24 protein-coding genes and 1 riboswitch are annotated in these 21,159 nt (G+C 42.4%); of the genes, 13 read left to right on the top strand and 11 right to left on the bottom strand.

Translation table 11 applies throughout. The features are described from left to right. Nucleotides 1-49: 49 nt before the first annotated feature. From V1499_RS10130 to V1499_RS10110, 5 genes are all read left to right on the top strand, one after another. A complete protein-coding gene (locus V1499_RS10130; RefSeq protein ID WP_409276273.1) occupies nucleotides 50-532 on the top strand; it encodes a Na+/H+ antiporter subunit E in 483 nt (160 codons plus the stop codon). After that, complete coding sequence (locus V1499_RS10125; RefSeq protein WP_409275923.1) at nucleotides 520-804, top strand: Na(+)/H(+) antiporter subunit F1; 285 nt, start codon at nucleotides 520-522, stop codon at nucleotides 802-804. Before V1499_RS10130 ends, V1499_RS10125 begins: the two co-directional genes overlap by 13 nt. Before the next feature lies 1 nt (nucleotide 805). Beyond that, complete coding sequence (mnhG, locus tag V1499_RS10120; RefSeq protein WP_409276272.1) at nucleotides 806-1,141, top strand: monovalent cation/H(+) antiporter subunit G; 336 nt, start codon at nucleotides 806-808, stop codon at nucleotides 1,139-1,141. Nucleotides 1,142-1,328: 187 nt separating this feature from the next. Continuing rightward, a complete protein-coding gene (locus tag V1499_RS10115; protein ID WP_409275921.1) occupies nucleotides 1,329-2,744 on the top strand; it encodes a LysM peptidoglycan-binding domain-containing protein in 1,416 nt (471 codons plus the stop codon). Between the two features lie 787 nt (nucleotides 2,745-3,531). Then, on the top strand, nucleotides 3,532-4,236 hold the full coding sequence (locus tag V1499_RS10110; RefSeq protein ID WP_409275919.1) for a hypothetical protein: 705 nt from the start codon (nucleotides 3,532-3,534) through the stop codon (nucleotides 4,234-4,236). A gap of 92 nt (nucleotides 4,237-4,328) precedes the next feature. Here V1499_RS10110 and V1499_RS10105 read toward each other — a convergent pair whose 3' ends face one another. The 3 genes from V1499_RS10105 to V1499_RS10095 form a co-directional block, all read right to left on the bottom strand. After that, the gene (locus tag V1499_RS10105) at nucleotides 4,329-4,730 is read right to left on the bottom strand and encodes a DoxX family protein (protein ID WP_409275917.1); all 402 of its coding nucleotides are present in this window, start codon (nucleotides 4,728-4,730) and stop codon (nucleotides 4,329-4,331) included. A 109-nt stretch (nucleotides 4,731-4,839) separates the two neighbouring features. Further along, nucleotides 4,840-5,622 (bottom strand): DODA-type extradiol aromatic ring-opening family dioxygenase, encoded by a 783-nt coding sequence (locus V1499_RS10100; RefSeq protein WP_409275915.1) that lies wholly within the window; start codon nucleotides 5,620-5,622, stop codon nucleotides 4,840-4,842. Nucleotides 5,623-5,657: 35 nt separating this feature from the next. Further along, nucleotides 5,658-6,305: an alpha/beta hydrolase gene (locus V1499_RS10095; RefSeq protein WP_409275913.1), complete on the bottom strand. Its 648-nt coding sequence runs from the start codon at nucleotides 6,303-6,305 to the stop codon at nucleotides 5,658-5,660. A gap of 189 nt (nucleotides 6,306-6,494) precedes the next feature. Between V1499_RS10095 and V1499_RS10090 the strand changes: the two genes are divergently transcribed. Continuing rightward, nucleotides 6,495-7,028 carry a helix-turn-helix domain-containing protein gene (locus V1499_RS10090; RefSeq protein ID WP_409275911.1) on the top strand — a complete coding sequence of 178 codons (534 nt, stop codon included), beginning with the start codon at nucleotides 6,495-6,497 and terminating at the stop codon, nucleotides 7,026-7,028. A 117-nt stretch (nucleotides 7,029-7,145) separates the two neighbouring features. Here V1499_RS10090 and V1499_RS10085 read toward each other — a convergent pair whose 3' ends face one another. The 7 genes from V1499_RS10085 to V1499_RS10055 all read right to left on the bottom strand — a co-directional run bounded on the left by V1499_RS10085 (nucleotide 7,146) and on the right by V1499_RS10055 (nucleotide 12,360). Beyond that, complete coding sequence (locus tag V1499_RS10085) at nucleotides 7,146-7,670, bottom strand: GNAT family N-acetyltransferase (RefSeq protein WP_409275909.1); 525 nt, start codon at nucleotides 7,668-7,670, stop codon at nucleotides 7,146-7,148. Between the two features lie 71 nt (nucleotides 7,671-7,741). Then, nucleotides 7,742-8,437, bottom strand: a complete 696-nt coding sequence (locus V1499_RS10080; protein ID WP_409275908.1) for a hypothetical protein — start codon at nucleotides 8,435-8,437, stop codon at nucleotides 7,742-7,744. Between the two features lie 64 nt (nucleotides 8,438-8,501). Further along, the gene (locus V1499_RS10075; RefSeq protein ID WP_409275906.1) at nucleotides 8,502-9,014 is read right to left on the bottom strand and encodes an RDD family protein; all 513 of its coding nucleotides are present in this window, start codon (nucleotides 9,012-9,014) and stop codon (nucleotides 8,502-8,504) included. 74 nt (nucleotides 9,015-9,088) lie between these two features. Further along, the gene (locus tag V1499_RS10070) at nucleotides 9,089-9,838 is read right to left on the bottom strand and encodes a DUF6843 domain-containing protein (protein ID WP_409275904.1); all 750 of its coding nucleotides are present in this window, start codon (nucleotides 9,836-9,838) and stop codon (nucleotides 9,089-9,091) included. Between the two features lie 581 nt (nucleotides 9,839-10,419). After that, complete coding sequence (locus V1499_RS10065; RefSeq protein ID WP_409275903.1) at nucleotides 10,420-10,809, bottom strand: hypothetical protein; 390 nt, start codon at nucleotides 10,807-10,809, stop codon at nucleotides 10,420-10,422. Nucleotides 10,810-10,908: 99 nt separating this feature from the next. Further along, a complete protein-coding gene (locus V1499_RS10060) occupies nucleotides 10,909-11,826 on the bottom strand; it encodes a DUF3885 domain-containing protein (RefSeq protein WP_409275901.1) in 918 nt (305 codons plus the stop codon). A gap of 60 nt (nucleotides 11,827-11,886) precedes the next feature. Next, nucleotides 11,887-12,360 carry a hypothetical protein gene (locus V1499_RS10055; RefSeq protein WP_409275899.1) on the bottom strand — a complete coding sequence of 158 codons (474 nt, stop codon included), beginning with the start codon at nucleotides 12,358-12,360 and terminating at the stop codon, nucleotides 11,887-11,889. 375 nt (nucleotides 12,361-12,735) lie between these two features. Further along, nucleotides 12,736-12,842: riboswitch (SAM riboswitch) on the top strand. Between the two features lie 94 nt (nucleotides 12,843-12,936). On the opposite strand from V1499_RS10055, the gene V1499_RS10050 reads away from it, so the two are divergent. From V1499_RS10050 to V1499_RS10030, 5 genes are all read left to right on the top strand, one after another. Then, nucleotides 12,937-13,947: a methionine ABC transporter ATP-binding protein gene (locus V1499_RS10050; protein ID WP_409275897.1), complete on the top strand. Its 1,011-nt coding sequence runs from the start codon at nucleotides 12,937-12,939 to the stop codon at nucleotides 13,945-13,947. Further along, nucleotides 13,940-14,602: a methionine ABC transporter permease gene (locus V1499_RS10045; RefSeq protein WP_409275896.1), complete on the top strand. Its 663-nt coding sequence runs from the start codon at nucleotides 13,940-13,942 to the stop codon at nucleotides 14,600-14,602. Before V1499_RS10050 ends, V1499_RS10045 begins: the two co-directional genes overlap by 8 nt. A gap of 62 nt (nucleotides 14,603-14,664) precedes the next feature. Continuing rightward, nucleotides 14,665-15,504, top strand: a complete 840-nt coding sequence (locus tag V1499_RS10040; RefSeq protein ID WP_409275894.1) for a MetQ/NlpA family ABC transporter substrate-binding protein — start codon at nucleotides 14,665-14,667, stop codon at nucleotides 15,502-15,504. Between the two features lie 136 nt (nucleotides 15,505-15,640). Beyond that, entirely contained in the window at nucleotides 15,641-16,714 is a 1,074-nt protein-coding gene (locus tag V1499_RS10035; protein WP_409275893.1) for an iron-containing alcohol dehydrogenase family protein, read from the top strand. Between the two features lie 357 nt (nucleotides 16,715-17,071). Further along, complete coding sequence (locus V1499_RS10030) at nucleotides 17,072-18,757, top strand: GMC family oxidoreductase (protein WP_409275891.1); 1,686 nt, start codon at nucleotides 17,072-17,074, stop codon at nucleotides 18,755-18,757. 83 nt (nucleotides 18,758-18,840) lie between these two features. Here the strand turns inward: V1499_RS10030 and V1499_RS10025 are convergent, their stop codons facing one another. After that, complete coding sequence (locus V1499_RS10025; RefSeq protein ID WP_409275889.1) at nucleotides 18,841-19,308, bottom strand: ATP-binding cassette domain-containing protein; 468 nt, start codon at nucleotides 19,306-19,308, stop codon at nucleotides 18,841-18,843. Nucleotides 19,309-19,433: 125 nt separating this feature from the next. Here V1499_RS10025 and pxpB point away from each other — a divergent pair, with 125 nt between their 5' ends. Together pxpB and V1499_RS10015 are read left to right on the top strand one after the other, a co-directional pair. Further along, nucleotides 19,434-20,150, top strand: coding sequence for a 5-oxoprolinase subunit PxpB (gene pxpB, locus V1499_RS10020; RefSeq protein WP_409276271.1), 717 nt, complete (start codon nucleotides 19,434-19,436; stop codon nucleotides 20,148-20,150). Then, a complete protein-coding gene (locus V1499_RS10015; protein ID WP_409275887.1) occupies nucleotides 20,147-21,148 on the top strand; it encodes a biotin-dependent carboxyltransferase family protein in 1,002 nt (333 codons plus the stop codon). Before pxpB ends, V1499_RS10015 begins: the two co-directional genes overlap by 4 nt. Nucleotides 21,149-21,159: the final 11 nt, after the last annotated feature.

The raw sequence follows: 21,159 nt of genomic DNA, 5'->3' as shown, positions 1-21,159 counted from the left end.
ATGCAAAACCAGTCTTTCATTCTTGCAGAAAGGGGTGGTCGATGTGCCTATGCAGGTATTAACCAATCTTTTTATCGCTATACTTTGGTCAGGGCTACAGGATGATTGGAGCGCCTTGACCTTTATAAGCGGCTATTTCGTTGGAATCATTGTCCTGTTTTTAATGCGACGCTTCCTTCCGGAAAATTTTTATATCATTACTCTTTTGAATATCATTAAATTGGCTGCTGTATTTATTCAGGAATTATTCTCCTCCAGTTATATGGTTATTCGCCATGTGTTTAAGCCTAAATTGGCGATTACGCCGGGTACCTTGACGCTTGAAACGGACCTGGAGAGTGACATCGAGGTGACCCTTTTGGCTCTTCTTTTAACGTTAACTCCAGGTTCAGTCGTAATCAAGGTTTCGGATGACAAAAGGAAGTTTTTTGTCCACGTACTGGATACGTCTGATTCGAATGAGGCGATCTTGAAATCGCAAAAAAGATTTGAAAACTCGATCAAGAGGGTGACGCGGAAATGTTCGATTTAATATTAAAGATTTCATTATTCTTCCTGGCACTTTCATTCCTTGCGTTCTTCTACCGGCTAATCATTGGGCCATCCGTACCGGACCGGATCCAGGCACTGGATGCTATCGGAGTTACATCAATCGCCGGTGTGGCCGTAATTTCCGTCATACTCAGAACACACGCGTTTTTTGAAGTTATCCTACTGATTGGGATTTTATCATTTATTGGAACACTTGCCTTTGCAAGGTTTCTGGAAAGAGGTGTAGCTATTGAACCCAAGCGCCCTCAGTGAAATGGTTGCCGCTATTCTCATTTTAACTGGTTCTCTGGCCAGTTTCTTGAGCTCCATCGGATTAATCCGGCTTCCTGACGTTTACACACGGTCGCACGCAGCATCAAAAAGCTCAACACTAGGGGTTTTATTCACACTAGTAGGCACCCTTGTATTCTTCCTCTTTAGTAAAGGGTATTTTAGCGTGAGGCTGATACTCGGTATATTCTTCGTGTTCTTGACTGCCCCGGTTTCAGCCCATCTGATCGCAAGGGCATCCTATTTAACGAACGTGAAGATGGCCGAGTCAAATGACGGGGATGGATTCCGGGAAGTAGAGATGGTTGAAGAAAAATGATTTGGAACGATTTTTTGTAAAAAAACAAAAGTTTTGGCTAGGGCCCTTCGGATTTTTCTTTGAAATCCTGAAGGGCTTTTTTCTTTTAAAACATGGAAGGTTTCGATGTCTCCTTCTTTCTTATAAAATCATGAAGAGCTCCCTCATCCGCATACTTTTATAGAAAAGAGATTTTGGAGGTGAGCCGATGAGGATTTACGTTGTAAAACCGGGGGATTCCCTTTGGAGGCTGGCGCAAACGTACCGGACCACTGTCAGCCAGATTGTCACCGTTAATGAATTGGAGAACCCAAACGTTCTCGTCGTCGGGGAATCGCTAGTGATTCCTGAATCGGATAAGGAATATGTCGTACAGCGCGGCGATACGCTATCACAAATTGCAGCGCGGTACAGTGTGACGGTACAGGATCTTGCCAGCTTCAACAATATCACCAACCCTTCCCTGATTTATGTCGGCCTAATGCTGTTCATCCCCTACTTCCGCCATACAGTCCGCGCCGGTGAAACGCTTTGGGCAATCGCCAAGCGGTATGGCGTAACCGTTAACCAGATTTCACAAGCCAGCAACATTGCCAATCCGTCCCTGATTCATCCTGGGCAGATATTAAGAATTCCAGCCGAGGCCAAACCTGTCAAAGAAGTGAACACCTATGTTACAAGGATGGACGAACGGGGCAGGAATGAAGTAACCGCTCGCGGCAACCTGTTCACCTATCTCTCCCCTTTCTCTTACGGGGTTAACGAAGACGGCTCACTCGCCAATCTGCAGGATACTCTTGTCCTGCAAGGCGCAACTGCCACGAACACAGCTCCATTGCTTACAATTACGAATACCGTTGCCGGCTCTTTCAGTTCCGACAGGGCTGGGGCAATTTTACGCAATCCCGCTATTCAGGATACCCTTTTGGCAAACATCATCGCGCGCATACAGGAAAAAGGGTACCGTGGGCTGAATATCGATTTTGAATACGTCTATCCCGAAGACAGAGAAAATTACAACTCATTTTTGCGGAAAGCAGCCGCCCGTCTCCACCCGGCAGGCTATTCACTGTCAACTGCCCTCGCCCCAAAGGTAAGCGGCACCCAGAAAGGTTTGCTCTATGAAGCCCATGATTACCCCGCGCACGGCGAAATCGCCGACTTTGTTGTGCTGATGACCTATGAATGGGGTTGGTCCGGCGGCAGTCCTTGGGCGATCGCCCCTGTTACCGAAGTGCGGAAGGTTCTTGATTATGCCGTTACTGTCATCCCACCTGGCAAAATCATGATGGGCGTCCCGCTCTATGGCCGCGACTGGAAAATTCCATGGGTAAAGGGTACGTATGCAAAAACAGTTAATTTGAAAAGCGCAATTGAACTCGCCACCCGGTTCGGCCAGGCTATTCAATACAACGAAACGTACGAGGCACCGTTTTTCAGGTACACGGACGAAACGGGCCAGCAGCATGAAGTCTGGTACGAAGACGCCCGAAGCCTGCAGGCAAAATATGATTTGGTTAAACAATATGGCTTAAGAGGCGTCAGTTTTTGGGTCCTCGGCCCACCCCTCCCCCAAAACTGGCCAGTCCTCAGGCAAAATTTCAGGGTGAGGAAAAGGGGGTAATTGATATTGAGGCTATTTGAAGAAAGGACTCTATTTCTATTGATTTGGAGTCTTTTAGCCTATTGTGGCCAAATTGCTGAAAGGCCAGCTTTAATTTATTGCGCTAGCCATACCCGAATGTTGTAGGTATTAGGTTGATTGGTTTTTGCGCATCGTGGATTCTTGGCTTTTATCATTTAGTGCTTTCACCCACCTTGAATTGGTATGTAATTGTGTCTAAAAAGTGACAGAACCGGATAAATTGAAAAATTCCCGGATATATTTGAAAAAGTGCCCGATATATTCGAAAAAGTGCCCGATAATATTCAGAAAGTGCCCGATAAAAATGAAAAACACGGTATATATTCGAAAAAATTCGCGCCATCACAGTTGGCGAGGAATAAATTTACATTCAATGTATTTTGTCAGCAATTTCAAATGACACTTAAACTAGGTTTTTGCCTCCAAACTGGCACGTAACGGGATTTTCCTCGATATGTAAACCAGATTCGAGCCTTCGAATGTCACGCGGAACACCTACTCGAGGAATTTTTTCCTGTCATAAAAAAAGACATCCCCCATGCCGGCAGGATGCCTCAAAACCATTTATTATTAATCCTCGGAAATCACTTTATCAATCTTGGTCACTGCGGTTTCGACCTTTTCTTCATTCAGGTTTTTCATCTCGGGCTAAGCCACCGGAATGAAGCTATTTAACTATTTTACTATGTATTCCTTCTATCATAATATTCATACGTTAAACATAATGTGGATAAGGAAAATAATATTATTTTGGGGTGAAATTTTTATGAAAACTAACGAAGAAAAAATGTGGCTTCATTTTCTTTCCAGGTTTATATTTTTCTTACCTCTTCCTGTCTTGCTTTTGTTTTTATCCATAGGTATCTTATTAAGTTCCAGTGGAGATTCACCAGTTGAATTAGCCTTTATGATTGCTGCTTCAAAAAATCCGATAGGGTTAAGGTTGGCGGGTTTGTCTCTTATTTTATTGTGGGGTTCTGTAGCAGTTTTCTTTATTTCATTAGCGAGGCTATTCAAAAATGAACACCCAATCAAAAGTACCTTTTTGGGAGCAACCGGGATTGGATTTATTATTCCGATGTCTGCGGGAAATGTTCAATGGACAGCCGCTATGGATATGGCAAAACGGTATGGAAAAGCTACAGCCGAACAACAGGAATTGCTAAAAGAAATTCAAATGACAGTGTTCCAAATAGTAGAATCAAGAATCGATACAGCTAATTTGTTGTGGGGATTGGGAATTGTCCTTTTTATCATTATGGCCCGTAAGATTGTCCCTTTGTTTATCCGTGTATTGTACATGATTTCCGCGGCTATTATGTTACTAGTCTCTTTATCACACATTTTTGGTTTTACATTCCCCTTCTTTCTTATTCCGATTTTTTGGTTGGCTACCCTTGTTGCTCATGTAGCTCTTGGAATTGTGTTTCATAAAAAGAATAAATCCGTCTCCACAATGAATGCTTCTTAGAAGTCACTTTTCCTATTACGGCAAAACTTTCCTTACTAACACAGAAAGGGATCCGTTTTCACGGACCCCTTTCTGTAGTTATTGGCTATTGATTAATCCTTTTTATTAAAAAGGCTGTCTACGGAGTATAGATTGCTGCCTGTAAATGCCAGAGCTGCTGCCATTGCCATGAAAGCTAGATCTAATTCATAACCAGCCATTTGGCCATTGCCCAGCAGACCAACCGCAAATTTTACTGAAACGATTGCACCAATCATCAAAACTACAAACAAAACAGAGACAATCTTTGTCGCAAATCCGATTATTAACGCAATTCCACCGAGTAACTCAACCAATGCAACTACATATGCCATAAATCCTGGTATTCCAATACTATCAAACCAGCCAACAGTATTTTCAATTCCCCCCTGGAACTTTACAAGCCCATGGTAAAAGAATAAAAACCCTAATACTACCCGTAAAATAAGTGCTCCGATTTCGTGTTTATTTTCCATTTTTACCACTCCTACTTTTTGTTTTATCTTTAATATAATCCTTCTTACTTCGAGATATAAGCGAGTCTACTTTCTTCTATCTTATCCAAAAACCGGCTGTTGCAATCTCTTATGAACCAAATTGCCATACACTGTGGCTTAGATTGCCATATCGATAGCTGCGATGAAGCATCGTCGCCTTTGGCTCATTGTTAGCTGCTCCCATTGCATAAAAGATTGGTATAAAATGCTCATTTCCGTATGGAGGGACAGCTATTGAAGCGTTGGGAGCAAGAGTATCGTAGTTAAATAAAGATTGCAGATTCCAATTTTGAAGGTTAACTGCCAACCAATCATCAAATTCAAGCGCCCAAGAGTCAATCGTTCCGTTATCAGCCCACTTTAATGCTCCCAGATTGTGAACAGTTCCTCCGCTTCCGATAATCAAGACATCCTTTTCCCGTAAAACGGATAATGCGGCTCCAATTTTATATTGCTCCTCAGGAGTAAGAGCCGGATTCACAGACATGGCAATCACCGGAATATCCGCATTCGGATAAACCATGCGAAGGACTACCCAAGCCCCATGGTCAAGGCCGCGAGTTGTTTCATTTTCATACGAAATACCATTCTGGGTGAACAGATCCTCTATCTCCCCCGCTATCTCGTTGCTTCCACGAGCAGGGTACTCGATTGTGTATAGCGATGGATCAAAACCGCCGAAATCATAAATCGTACTATATTGATCGACCCGGCTAACCTGTTGGACCCTCGATTCCCAATGTGCGGAAAACAACACAATTGCTTTTGGACGGGGAAGGTCCTTGCCTAATTGATTTACAAATTGTGTATAATCGTTGTTCTCAATGGCCAGCATTGGAGAACCATGAGCGATAAAGAATGATGGCAACATTTCATATCCCTCCAATCTTTTTCAGGTAGTTCATTTTATAAATCGTTTAAAATCCACGATTGGAAATCTCGTAAATTTTCCAAGGATACGGTGTGTCCCTCCGGATACGATTTAAACGTGACCGCTACCCCAAGCTGAGTAAAAAATTCCACATTTTCTTTTCCCCATTCATAAGGCAGAACATTGTCGTATTCCCCATGTGAGATAAACAATGATAACTGATTGCCAGGGTTTATCGTGTATTCTTCCTTAACAAATTGTGGAATATAACCACTAAGAGCTACCGCACCTTTAATTTTGCTTCCAAGGGTTAGCGCCAGAGTCATCGAAACAATCGCTCCCTGGCTAAAGCCCATCAAGTAAACCTTGTTAGAGTCCACCGGGTATTTCTCAGTAGCATAATCTATAAAAGATGATAATTTATTGATTCCCTCGTCAAAAACTTCCCGGTGCGGTTTGCCGTATCCTTCTATCGTAAAATAAGCAAAGCCGGGTCCATGAGGCAAATGGCCTCTAACACTAAAGATATAAAAGCGGTCTTCCAAGCCATCTACTAAAGAAAGCATGTTTTGTTCGTTGCTTCCTATTCCATGCATAATGAATAATGCCGGATATTTTTCCCCTTGAACAGCATTCCTGGGACGGCGAAGTTCATAATTCATTTCTGTGTCCAATAGCCACACCTCCTTGTATATAACATGATGATAAACACAAAAAACAATTCATCGTAAAATGCTTGAGCTCAAAAAGTTTACTTATATGAATCTTTGTTCTTTCATACAATACCAAAAGTGAATATGGCGTGTCAACGATTTTTTTGTTAATATGAAATTAAGTTTACTATTAAGAAACTTTTTGGGGAGGTGAGAAGAATGGATATCGGTTCCAAAATACGGTCCATCAGAAAGAGAAAGAACATTACGATCGCGCAAATATGCGAAGGAACAGGGCTTTCGAAAGGATTTATAAGCAATGTTGAAAACAACAACACTTCTCCATCAATAAACACATTACAAACGATTGCTAACTTCTTAAAAGTACCTTTACCATACCTTCTTTTAGAAAAAGATAAACAAATGACGGTCATTAGGAAAAATGAGCGGCAGGTTATGACTTCAAACGAATCCGAAATGAAGGTAGAGCATTTGGCATCACGGGGAGGATTAAGCATTCGAGTCGTCGAATTCCCTCTAGGGGCTTCTACCGGGGGTAAAAATGCACACGAAGGCGAAGAATGCCATCTGGTGCTAAAGGGAAAAATCCTCGCGGAGCAAGGAGAAGAATCCTATATCATGGAAGAGGGCGATACGTTCAGCTGGTGTGCAAGCGTCCCTCATTATGTAAAAAATATAGGCGATGACGTCGCTAAAGTGCTAATTGCTGTTTATACCGAAGCATCGGAGTAAATATTAGGTATAAAAAAGATGCCGGGCCATTTCAGAAACTGAAAAGCCCGGCATCACTATTTTTCCCTGTCTAGGTCACTGGGTCACCATTTGGGTTATCGCTCGTTCCCCGAACACTCAGATGTCCCTCGAATAAAAGCAGTCATTGACCAACCTTCCATTGATTTCCGTGTTTTCGGGTAAAACCTCTTCCAACTTCATTCCGACCTTTTCTAATACCCTTCTTGACGCTAGATGGTCTTCAGAACAGACTGCGGTGAATTTCTCAAAGGCAAAGGTATCTATCCCGAACTTGATTACACTTCTAATAGCTTCAGTCCCGTACCCTTTTCCTTGGGCAGCTTCCAGAAGAATGAAGCCGACTTCCGCGACCCGTTTCTCTCCATCATGGGAATAGATGCTTATCATACCCACTTCTTTGTTCGATGCTTTTTCACGAATTATCCAAGTCAACCAATGTGTAGATGTCAAGCTCCATGAGGCGAGCTCCTTTTCGAACGTGTTTCGAATTGCCTCTTCACTCCGTACTGTTCGAATATGTTTCATTAGCTTTGGATCGGTATTGATTGATCTGAATAGTTCCCAATCACTTTCAACTAATTTCGTAAATGTCAGCCGCTCACTTTCCATTTCAAACTTCATATTTATCTCCCCCCAGTCATCATCGATCCCATTTACACTGTTAGCTCCGCCCAACACCGACATTACGTTGCTTATGAATTGAGCCATTCCTGTGATTTAATCCATACACGGAGTGGCCCTAGCGATCTCCAACCAGCCAAATGGGCTGCTTCCAATGTATCATTGTGTTCATATCCCCCCAAGGGTAGCCCTGGAAATTGGTTTGCTACAACCTGGGGAATATCCCGCCACAGATTTTCATTTTCCATACCTACTGAAAAAACATTGGATATCCCTACAACATTGGCATTCAAGTTCGCTATAAACCCGTATATACCATCATTTTTCTGGAGTATAAAAACTTTCACATTTTTTAGTTTTAATAGGTCTGGTTTAATCACGCCATCCAATTCACTAGTTGTAGCCCATTGAGCTAAATCTTCTTCTGTTGAAATCACACGCCAGTTTGTTTGAATTGGCTCTTGATTTGATAAAGAAGCATGAGAAATCCATTCTGCCTCAAATAGAATTTTAAAACCAAGAGGTGCCAAATCAATATTTGCATAACTATCTTTAATGCTTGATACCTTTCCATTTTCGATAAAGTACACTAATTCTTCAATCGTTACATTCTTACTTGGTGTAATGATTTCGGGGTAAAATGGTGGAGCTTTTGAAAGCAATCCCCATAGGTTTTCTTTTGAAATTCCTGCAATTCCGTGTGAATCACAAACAATCCCGCACCACGCTATATTATTTTTCACTGCTCGATCTACCAAGTTATTCACTTATCATCCTCCTAAATTTTTGAAACCTAAATTGTAATTTTACATATAAGCGCTGACCTACTGTTCATCTAACGACTTCCGTACCGGCTAACCAGTCATAAACATTTTTCCTTTTTTTATTCGTGAAAGGAATTATTAAATAGAATACGATTACAAGATTGACAGCGGTTAGGATCATATAAACCGTATTCTCGGACCAGTCAGACGGAAGCATTAATTGCCACATGCCGAAGTGGGCTACCTCCCAAGGAAGAAACTTGATAGCTGTTCGCAAAGCTGAGCGGCCGAATCCAATACGCTGACCCACCTTGTCAACAACACGTATCCCCACTTTTCTTTTTCCAAATGTCCCCTGCCATTTGGAACATTCCCCTAAAATAAAATAAAGCGAAACTGGGAATGTCATCATAATAAAACCTGTCAGTTCAGCTGTTACAGGGGAACTTGAAAATAAGGGGGTAAAATGGGATCGAAACACAAAAGAAATCGCTCCTACTACAAAAATACCGTATAAAACGATTACAAGGTAATCTAGTAAGAAAGCGTAAATACGGATTTTAAACGGTGCATAAGACATACCGACCGGCTCCTCTATTTCGTTTCATAATTACCCTAAAAACAATTTCTCTCCAACCAGCTTCCCTTTAAGGGTTAAAGTCCAAGTTCAACTCCGTAGTATTCCTTTACGATTTCATCGATGATGTTTTCTTTATTTTCTCCCGAACCATAAGTTTCCGTCATAAATTCCTGGCCACAACGATCTTTTGTTAGCTTGAAGCCAGTATAACGAAGATCTATTTTTACATGACCTGAAGTTGTTGAAAATCCGCCAGTACCGAATAAGCTGACACATTTATTGCTAATAGGAGTTCGTTTCCCTTTTTCATCTACATAAAAATATTTATCCGTTACAGTGCCATAGTCCATATCAGGTTTCGATGTTAAAAAATAACCTTTTTCATTAATTACATGGACTTCATAACCATCCTCAGTTTTAACCCTCGGTGCTCCCTTTAAATTATAGAAAGCGTAAACGTCTCCTTCAAACCCTTGCGGTATCAGGTAAATATCGTTGGTTTCATTGTTATTGTCAAATAAAAAAAGAGTTAGCGCCGTGATAGAAGCTGCTATAAATATACTTAAAACAACCTTAAAGGCCTTATAAATATTTGACAAACGGTGTATCTTTTCCATTAGTACATAGATCAAAAAAGCTATTATACTCGTCAAGAGCAAAAACGGCGTAATGTACATAAATGCAAAGATGAAACTTTCCCCAATTGATGAATAGTAAACATCAGGTTCTCTCTTTGATAGTGGGGTGAAGTTTTTTAACGAACCAAAGAGTGAAATTATTAATGATAAAATGATGGTTCCAAAAATAACTTTCAATAACCTCATTAGTATTGCTCCTTTTCCATGAGGATTTAACCTTCCAGAAAACCTCTCTCACGCAATAGATCTTTAAGATGTAACACATACACTGCTTTATTATCACTTACAAAAAGCATCTCAGGCCCACGGCAGCTAAGAAGATAAGTTGTCAGCAAATTATCTGTTTCATTGGCGAGTGAAAGTGTCGTTACCTTAGTCAAACGATTCCCAGGCCCCATTTTATAAAGAGTATATTGATTCCGGTCTTCATAGCCGCCTCGAAATAAAAAATACCCATTATAGAGGATAAAGCTATCCGAACCGCTAACATCCGGTCGGTAATACTCTAATTTTCCATAATGGTATCTTCCAAGGTCGAACTCCGTGTAAAAATAAAACCATACATCCTCTTCCGTGGCAACATTAAGCGGATAGCAGTCGCTGATGAAGTGCGGGTCGTCATTTGGATATGTATAGACTTCCTTTCCTTCCGAATCCCATGCCCTTAACCCAAACGCTCCAATCGGGTTATCCCAGCCATAATTCCCAAAAACGCCTTCATCAAAATACGAAGTCCAGATTTTATTTTCGCGAGTAACATATAAATCCTAGATGCCATCGCCAAGCAAAAACTCGCGAATGAGGTTGCCATCCATATCAAATACTTTCGCGTTACGGTCATAATCGCCATTTTCATATAATTCAGCCCTCGCGCATACCAGGAGAATGTGATTCTCGTCGATTAATTGGATGAAATGGTAATTCCAACTTTGATTTGGAAGTTCAACCTCTTGCCTGTAACCGTTTCCTAATATAATCACCTTGTAATTGTGGCTGGTTTCGGTTTGCACAGGCGGGAACATCCCATCAATTCTTTCAGGGACTTCATTCACCCCAAGGATGCAAATTTCTCCCCTTGGGCCCAAAGATGCGGACGCGACGGTATATCCATTAAACTCATTTTTTAAATTTGCTACGGGATTCAGTTTGAAATTCATCTTTCATTCACCTCTCGTTTTGAAAAAAATACGGAAACTTCGGCCCGAGGCCAAACGGCAATACCCCTAACTTTTCATGCACCCAGACGTCCAGAATAATTAAAAAGCCCTTTTCGCTGACCAGCCGTTATACTTACCTTTATATTTCTTGGCGTACAAAGACATAAGTTCTGACTGATAATCAATCAGTGCCAAAGCCTCAGTTTTTATGGCCTTAACAACAATGTTATCAAAATGATCCTCATCAACTTCAATTGGAAACCCTGTTTGCCTCATTTCATTGACACACTGTTCTGCAGCTTCTTTTGGAATTTCCAGCTTGTGAGTGATGACGCATGTATTTGTAAAAAATAAATTGATTTTCGTTTCTTTTGCCTTCTGTTCATTCATCTTAAGTCTATATTCCAATTCATTGGAGGTTTCAGAGTAACCACATAATCCTTCTTGGAATATGTGGTCAATTTGTATCCGATTATAGTCCAAAATCCACTTCCTGAATTTATGGTAAATAGGCAGCAGGGTTTCTTTCTCCAGACTATAAACATCGCAGCCGCGGTCATCATACATGTGCAACACTGTTTTCCTAGTCAAATTAAGGAGATAAATATTTCCGTTAATCGTTGGTTTCCTGCCAAAATCCTTATTTGCAATCGCTTGAAAAAGATATCCCCAACGCAAGTCCCCTTTTTCTACCCTTAAACTATATCGAGTGGTTTTTCTTTCTAACTCCTCTTCATCATGCTCATAAGGGACGGTTTCAACTTTCAACCGTTTTACTAAATTGGTATTTTTAATGAAACGATGGATTCCAGGCAGGTCGTATCCTCTGTAATCAATGTGTTGATTAACTGTTGCGATTAGCAGGACCGTATCTTTCTCGTAAAAAAGGGAATGAAAAATCGAGGATACCCGATGATGGATTTCATTAAAGTAATCCTTGCTTTTTAATTCATCAAGCCCTAGTTCAAAACGAATCCAATAGTTTGCTTCTTTCATCAACTGGTCGAACAGCTCCATTTTTTAGCTCCTTTTATTCTATAATACGGCCAAAAAGGATATATTCACTATCATACCGTTTTACTGTATTTCCACCACAAAAGCATACGAAGCCTCGCCGTTTTTCCATTTTGAAAAAACTTCAAAGATGTATTCACCTTTATCGGCAGGGGTAACAAATTGATTTCGAGTTAGTTCATATTTATTCTCTCTTCCACCTTCTGTCCATTCATATACCTCTATTTGCGGGTCGCCTTCATTTAAGATCTTTACGTGTTGATTCGGTTCTAATTTGATTGCCTCTAAACTTGAGGCCATTTGAAAAGGGGATGCGTAATCTGTCATTTCAACCCTGGTTTGCCCTGATTTCAACCTGGTTTCCCATCTATAGCCCCCTCGTTTTAGTTCGTACTCTTTTCCATTAGCCTCAATAAATGCTCCCATTCTGAAAAATTCAGCCTCTATCGCCCTGTCTCCTTCGTTGCCATTCGTACAGCCTGCCATGAAAAATATCGAATAAGCAAATATCAAAAATGTTAACGTTTTAATTTTCAAAACAACCCCCCCTTTCTCAATTAGACGGTTTTTAACATAAAAAGTAAACAAAAAGCGAATATGCCCCACATCAACTAACGATATACGAAAGTCTAAATGGATTCTTCCCCCAAAAGTTTGCCTGGTTCGGAGCCTTTAAGGTAAGTCTCTTCAAGGGGTCTGCCTCATTTCAAACTGCCCTTGGCTAAAGGCCAGTTTTTCCGAAAATTCTACATCTGTGCAATCTAGAAGCTAATAACTCTTTTAAAAAATATTTTTCGATAATTCCCTTAATTAGCAACATTGTAAGCGTTAACAAGAAAATTCTGTGGAAATTGGCTGTTGACAGCCTTTTTTCCAGGGATTAAGATAAGTATTGTTAATTTCATACATAAACACTTATCAAGAGAGACCGAGGGATCAGGCCCTATGACGTCCGGCAACCCCCAAGTTTGGGTACGGTGCCACTTCCTGCAGAATGGATTCATTCTGGAAGATAAGTCGTTAACAAAATTGTTTACGATGCCTCTTTCTGAATGAAAGAGGCTTTTTGTTATGGAAAAATAATGTTTTAGGAACGATCCAGGAGGGATATCCATGATCGCAATCGATAAAGTTGTAAAAATATATAAAACGAAAAAGGGAACGGTTACAGGGGTCGACAATGTTTCGCTTCAGATTAAAAAAGGTGAAATCTTCGGGATAGTCGGTTACAGCGGTGCAGGAAAAAGCTCATTGATCCGCTGCCTCAACCTGCTTGAGAAACCGACCTCGGGCGAGATTACCATCGATGGGCTCAAGCTTACCTCCCTTTCGGATAAAAAGCTGCGTGAAGCGAGGCAGAAAATCGGGATGATTTTTCAGCACTTTTATCTCGTTTCCTCAAAGACGGTTTTCGAGAATATTGCGTTCGCGCTTAAAGCGGCTGGAAAGAATAAATCCCAGATTGAAAAACGGGTAACCGAGCTGCTCGAGCTTGTCGGGCTCACCGATAAACGGGATGTCTATCCGGCCCAGCTGAGCGGCGGGCAAAAGCAGCGGGTTGGGATTGCAAGGGCCCTCGCAAACGACCCGAATGTCCTTCTGTGCGATGAAGCGACATCCGCATTGGACCCGAGTACGACGAAGTCCATTCTTTCTCTTTTAAAAAAAATCAATCGGGAGCTTGGCCTTACCATTGTGCTTATCACCCATGAAATGGATGTTGTAAAGGAAATCTGTGACCGGATTGCGGTTATGCAGGACGGAAAAATCATCGAAGAAGGCCAGGTTTACGATGTTTTCGCCAATCCAAAGCAGCTGCTGACAAAGGCTTTCATTAACAGCGTTCTTCATTTTGAGCTACCGGAACATCTTTTGGCAAGGCGTGAGGGCACTGTCATAAAAATCACCTTTAAGGGCAACGCGGCCGAGGAAGCGATTGTATCGGATGTACTTCAGCAATTCAGGGTGAAAGGCAATATCCTTCATGGAAAAATCGAGTATATTCAATCGGTTCCCCTAGGAATTTTCATTATGGAACTGACTGGTGAAAAAACAGAAATTGATAAAGCCATTTCCTATCTCATCGACAGGACCAATAACGTGGAGGTGATTGCACATGGTTGAAACAATCCAACTAATGCTCCCTGACCTGAATAAGGCATTTTTCCAGACTCTCCAAATGGTCCTTATTTCACTGGGCGTGGCACTTGTCGTTGGCCTGCCGCTCGGAGTGCTGCTGTTTATTTCGGACAAAGGATTATTCCTTGAAAACAGGCCGATTAAATCGATTCTTGGCTTTTTGGTCAATATGATCCGTTCCATTCCGTTCATCATTTTGCTTGTCGGCCTTTTGCCGCTGACAAAATTGATTACAGGAACAACAATCGGTCCGATTGCCGCCAGTGTCTCCCTTTCGGTTGCCGCCATTCCGTTCTTTGCGAGATTGGTAGAAACCTCCCTGAGGGAAATTGATAAGGGAATTATCGAGGCGGCTGTTGCGGTTGGCGCGACTCCGTGGATGATTATCAAGGATGTCCTCCTCCCAGAGGCTCGGCCCGGGATAATCCAAGGCGTCACGCTGACAACCATTTCCTTGATTGGCTTTTCGGCGATGGCCGGCATTGTTGGCGGCGGCGGGATTGGAGACCTTGCCATCCGCTTTGGCTATTACCGCTACGATAACACCGTCATGCTCGTTACGATCGTGGTCTTGATTTGCCTGGTCCAGATTATCCAGCTATCTGGCGATGCGATCAGCCGGAAAGTCGACAGACGTTAACCTGCTTTTGCAAAAGCACTTTGCTTTTCAAAATAAATTAAAACAACAAAGGAGATTCCAAAATGAAAAAAGTTTTGTTTGCCCTTATTCTCGTACTAAGCCTCGGTGTCATGGCTGCCTGTGGCAATTCCGGCCAATCCGCCTCCAAAGGCGGGGAAAAAGCCGAGAAGAAAGACATTAAAATCGGTGCTACCGCTGGCCCATACAGCGATATGGTGACAAAAGCGATCAAGCCTGTCCTTGAAAAGAATGGCTACAAAGTTGAAGTAGTTGAATTCAGCGACTACGTCCAGCCAAACCTTGCCCTTGGAAATGGCGATATCGATGCAAACCTGTTCCAGCACAAAATCTATATGGAAAACTTCGCGAAACAAAACAACCTGGAGCTTTCTGAACTCGTCATCGTTCCGACTGCCCCAATGGGAATTTTCTCTACGAAATTCAAATCAATCGATGAAGTCGCGGAAGGCAGCACGGTTTCCCTGCCAAACGACCCGACAAACCTAGCAAGGGCGCTGGGTGTGCTTGAAGACGCCAATCTCATTACAATTGACTCTTCAATCGATCCACTAACAGCGTCAGAAAAGGATGTTAAGGATAACCCAAAGAAGCTTAAGTTCACTCCGATCGAGGCAGCCCAGCTTCCACGCTCTGTTGAAAGCGTAGACCTTGCCCTTGTACCAGGCAACTTCGCCCTTGCAGCAAAAATGAACCTGCTCGATGCACTTCAGCTGGAAGATATGCCGGATGATTACCGCAACCGCGTCGTTGTCAATACGAAAGACCTTGATTCTCAGCTTGCAAAAGACCTGAAGGCCGCAGTTGAATCAGAAGAATTCGAAAAGACAATCGACAGCGACTTCCAGGGGTTCGGCAAGCCTGAATGGATGAAAAACCGCTAAGAGGATTGCTGGCGCTGCGCTGTAACCGTTGCGTTGCCTGAAACGGAACATTTTTAACAACTTTTTTTTGAAAAATAATCATTTTAAGAAGCCAGCACCGTTATGGGCTGGCTTCATTTATAAGGAGATGAGCAGCATGAAACTTGAAGTCCGGGGCGCACCAAATTATTATGCGTGTGAGTCCGGGATTCTAGATACCCTCCCCGATATCCTTGCCAACCATGGACTAAGAAAGCCCCTTTTGTTGACAGGAAAAAACTCATGGAACGCGGCAAAATCTCTTTTTCCAAAAGGAATCGTTGCGCGGCATGAAACGTATTGCGGGGAATGTTCTATTGAAGAAATCGAACGGATTGGCGGGCTCATTAAAAATAAAGGCCTTGATGCAATCATCGCAATTGGCGGCGGGAAAGTACTTGACCTCGCAAAGGCGGCCGGAAACCTTGTTTCGGTTCCATTCTTATTAATTCCAACTCTTGCGGCAACGTGTGCAGCCTGGACACCGCTAAGCGTAATTTATGACAATGACGGCCGATTCCTTTACTATTCCATTTTCAAAGGAAGTGCCCTAGCCGTTCTTGTCGAGCCAGCAATCCTGGCCACCTCCCCTCCCGCTTATCTTCGTGCAGGAATCGGGGACACACTCGCAAAATGGTATGAAGCGGACGCATTGCTCAGGCAGGTTGAAAATTGGACCGTGCCAATGCAAATTGCGAGAGAAGCAGCCCTCCTATGCAAAACGAATTTACTTGCTTTCGGCCAGCAGGCGCTTGAAGCCGCGGCAACGGCAACGATTACCCCGGAACTTGTAAAGGTCTGTGAAACGATCATTATGGCAGGCGGAATGGTTGGAGGTTTTGGCGACCGGTTCGGAAGGATTGCCGGGGCCCATTCCATCCATAATGCCCTCACCCATTTGCCGGAATCCCATCAGCACCTTCACGGGGATAAAGTCGCTTACGGAATCCTTGTCCAGCTAATGCTCGAGGACAGGAAAGAAGAAGTTTTGGAGTTACTTCCCTTTTACAAAAAAACCGGCCTGCCATACAGCCTAAAAAGCCTTGGCATCCTTTCCACCGAAAGCGCAGCCAAAGTCATAGCGGCCAATGCGCTTGCTTCAAACGAATCGATTCATTTCATGGACATCCCATTGACTCAAGAAATCCTAGCGAATTCAATACTGGAGCTTGAAATGATGTTACAAGAATAATCTTTGGGCACCTTCCATTACTGGGAGGTGCTTTATTTATCGCTTTACGAAGTCCTATTGAAGAGCGTTGCCTATATCTATATTTGAGAGAGCAAAGTGTCTCAATCCCCCATTAAATTAAGCTGTTCAGTATCAAGAGTTGTACATATAAAAAACTTTTGCACGAAGACTCGGCAATTAATACAGAATAAAAGTAATAACAATTCTGAAATTCTACTCATAAACTGATTATTAAAGTAAAAGGAGGCCTATATTTATCTTTAAAAAAATTAATACTTATAAATAATTATTAGCGGGCAAGAACTTGTCCGGAATAATTTTGCGTTTGCAGTATCTCCTTTTGAAAGGAATGATTTGATGTCAAGAACAAAACCATTCGACTATATCGTAATTGGTGCCGGAACAGCAGGAGGCGTAATTGCAAAAAAATTAACGGATGATAGAAGGACTACAGTGCTTGTTCTAGAAGCTGGAACAAATATGACTGAAGAACTAAGCAGTCCTTCAGGAGCAATATCCTCTGCTTTAGCAAGTGATAATAGGCATTCCTTAATTGTTCTTTCTAGACTTGAACCAACGATAGGCCGCCAGCTTCTATTATCAAACGGAAGAGCAATCGGTGGAAGTTCAGAGCATAACGCAATGTTGGCAGTACGTTGCAGCAGCAACCTATATAATGAGTGGGCAAATTTGGTGGGACCCCAGTGGAGTTACAAAAATGTCCGCCCACTATTCATTAAAAACGAGACCTATACAGGGAAGTCACAAGAACCCGAAGAACGGGGAACAGACGGACCGATTTTTGTTAGACAGCAAATAATCCCCAACAAAGGACTTACTACAGTTTTGGCTAGGGCAACATCGGATGTTTTAGATATTCCTATTGTTGAAGATTATAATACAGGGATAAGAGATTGCACGTTTTTCAGGTCCCAATACACCCAGGAAGAGGTTGATGGCGGATTCATACGTTCATCTACTGCAACTGGGTATTTAAATGAACATATAGTCACACAGGGAAATGAATTCAACCCTGATGAGATTGGAGTTGGCCGGAGAAAATTGGCGATTTTAACCAAGACGACCGTAAATAAAATTCTCTTTACAGAAAATGAAGGAATCCCTGTTGCCAGGACTGTTGAGTTTGTCAGGGACGGAAAATCACAAAAAGCTTCAGCAAGTAAAGGAATCATCGTATGTGCTGGAAATATGTCCTCGGTTATCTTACAGCGCTCAGGCATAGGAAAATCAGAGGATTTGGCTAAGGCGGGTATTATTACAGTAGTTGAAAGCCCAAATGTCGGGCATAATCTTCAAACCCATTATGCCGTCGGGATCGGAATTGAGGTGGAAACATCAAGGCTTCTAAGGGTCATGGAAAAAGATCCAGATCAACCTATACCAATAGGCGCTTTTAAAAAGGAAGATGGGGTACAGCGATCAGGACGGCGCCTTCAATTATTAGGTAACATAGGACCAAGATTTGTACCTGGTCCAGATATCACAATAAATAATTGGGAATTTAATCCCGATAACCCTACCAATGTTATGAGTATTGGCATTGTCGACCTTAACCCCAAAAGCACGGGAACCATTTTGGCAGCGCACAGCGATCCCGAGGCTCTTCCATCCGTTTCCTTTAACCCGTTAGAAAATCCTGATGACTTAAATTACATGATTGATCGATATATTGATACTTTCGAAATAATGGAAAGAGCCCGCAGAATAGATCCAGAAGGGGTTTATCGTGTTGTATACCCATCTGAAAATATTTTTCATTTAAGGGATGAGCAAGAAAAACGAGCCCAGCTCGCAGACTATGTCAGAGCCTCCTATACTGCTCTAAACCATTATGGGGGACAGTGCCGGATGGGCAACACTAAAGAAGAGGGTGTTGTAGACGGATTTCTGAATGTCTTCGGCACCCGGAATCTTAAAGTGGCCGATTTATCCATCGCCCCGATTTTGCCTGATGGAAACACTGCTTTGCCTTGTCAGATGATTGGTTTGAATGCAGTACGATTTATTCAGGCAGGCAGATAATTTTGATTTGAATACTAAGATGAGTACTACCTGTTTGGGTAGTGCTTATCTTAGTATATGTCTTTTATTTCACTAGAAAAAAACTAGCCCCTAAAAGGCTTGCGGCCCAATGGAATAGTTTCTTCCCTAAAGCAAATACTTTTCAATTTCTTCATTTCATAAAAATACCCTTTTTTCCGAACGAGCTTTGCGAAAGAACCGGACTCAATGATTCTCCCTTGCTCCAGATTTTCTTCTTTTTCAAATACCGGATCTTCCAGCAAAAAATGGCCAAGCTTTACTTTCTGCAGGGCTGCCTCCATTTCTTCATCAGTCAGTTCGTCCCCCGCTAGCTGCAAATTACTTCGTATCGTTCCATAGAAAAAATGTTTTTCCTTCAACACTACATTGGCCACACTCCAAAGGTTTCCCTGGCTAATATCAGAAATTGATTGATTGGCAATGCGGATATCTCCTGAATCAACAAGATAAATTTTCAAAAGAAGTTGAAGTAAAGATGATTTTCCTGAACCGCTTGGACCGACTATCGCAGTTTTCGAACCTGCTGACAATTGGATTCATATGGTCAGCTTAAAAAAATCCAGGTGATATACGTAATGTTTCAAAATTCAAAATGTTTGAGCTATAATAAACAGAATATTATTTTAGGGAGACTAAATGCATGATGGAAGAAAACCTGAAGTTCATTTTCCATCCTCTAGGAGACCAGGCAGTCGTCATAGAGCTTGGAAAAGATATCAATGAAGAAACACAGCGAAAGGTCCAGCTAGTTACCTCGTTTCTAGATAGAAACATGGTACCGTGGATGATTGAATACATACCTGCCTTCACGACTGTCACGGTGTTTTACGACCCGGTTGAGGTAATTTCTAAGTATAGAGGCATATCCGAATTCCCATATGATATTGTCTGTATCCAGCTAAAAAAATTATTGGAGAAAATGTCTTCATCAGAAGAAACCTTGCAGCGGACAGTAGAAATCCCGGTTTGCTATGGAGGGGAAATGGGCCCGGATCTCCCGTTTGTGGCAAAGCATAACGGCCTTTCCGAAGAAGAAGTGATCCACATACATTCCGCTGGTGACTACACCGTTTTTATGATTGGCTTTGCTCCAGGGTTCCCTTTTATCGGAGGCATGTCGGAAAAAATAGCCACGCCACGAAGAGATAGTCCCAGATTAAAAATCCCTCCGAGAACCGTCGGGATTGCTGGCAAACAAACAGGGGTATACCCGATTGAAACGCCAGGTGGCTGGCAGTTGATTGGCCGGACACCGGTAGAGCTGTTTCGTCCTGAAGACGATCCTCCCACCCTCTTGAGGGCCGGCGATAAAATTAAGTTTATTCCGATTAGCATTGAAGAATACAAAAGGCTTGGAGGAGATCGAACATGATCACCGTAGTAAAACCAGGCCTCCTTACAAGTGTTCAGGATATGGGCCGCTATGGATACCAAAAATACGGAGTGATAGCCAGCGGAGTGATGGACCAGATAGCTCACCGGGTTGCTAATATACTGGTAGGCAACGAAGATAATGAGCCTACTCTTGAAATAACCCTGCTCGGACCAGTATTACGATTTGAAAAGAATTGCTTGATTTCCATATGTGGAGGAGACCTTTCCCCTTCTATTAACCGCTTTCCGGTGAGGACATGGCGAACTATCTTTGTAAAAAAAGGCAGTGAACTTCGATTTGGGCCAGCGGTAGCTGGAACCAGGGTGTATCTGGCCGTGGCTGGAGGTATAACGGTCCAGGAAGCCATGAATAGTAAATCCACCTACTTAAGGGCGGGAATTGGAGGTTATGAAGGCCGTGCTTTAAAACCAGGAGACGTCATACGAGTGGACAAGCCAAGAGACCTTTCAACAGCCATGATGGAAAGCTTGGAGGGCCAAACCGGGGATAAGCCTTTTGCCGAAATGGATTGGTCAATAACATCAAATTTAATTCCGATTCACCGAAAGGACATGCCGATTCGCGTCATGAAAGGCAGGCAATATCATCTATTCGATGAGGAAAGCAAACTAAAAATTTTCAGTGAAAGGTTTGAAGTTTCCCCTCAATCAGATCGAATGGGATACCGCCTTAAAGGCCCCCTTCTACGTCTTGAGGTTCCAGAGGAACTTATTTCAGAGGCCGTAAGTTTTGGGTCCATCCAGGTTCCTCCAGAAGGAAACCCGATCATACTGCTGGCCGACCGGCAGACTACAGGTGGCTATCCGAAAATTGGACAAATTGCTTCAGTTGATTTGCCCCTCATCGCCCAGGCAAAGCCTGGGGATTATATTACCTTTAAAGAAGTGACACATGAGGAGGCCCAGCTTCTTTTACTGGAAAGAGAGGAAAACATTAAACAACTTAAAAATGGGATTATTTTAAAATTCAAATAGGAGGAACAAGT

Origin of the sequence: Neobacillus oceani (genome assembly GCF_046237595.1) — a bacterium.
Lineage (GTDB): Bacteria > Bacillota > Bacilli > Bacillales > Cytobacillaceae > Bacillus_D > Bacillus_D oceani.
This window is presented reverse-complemented; position numbering and strand designations above follow the sequence as displayed.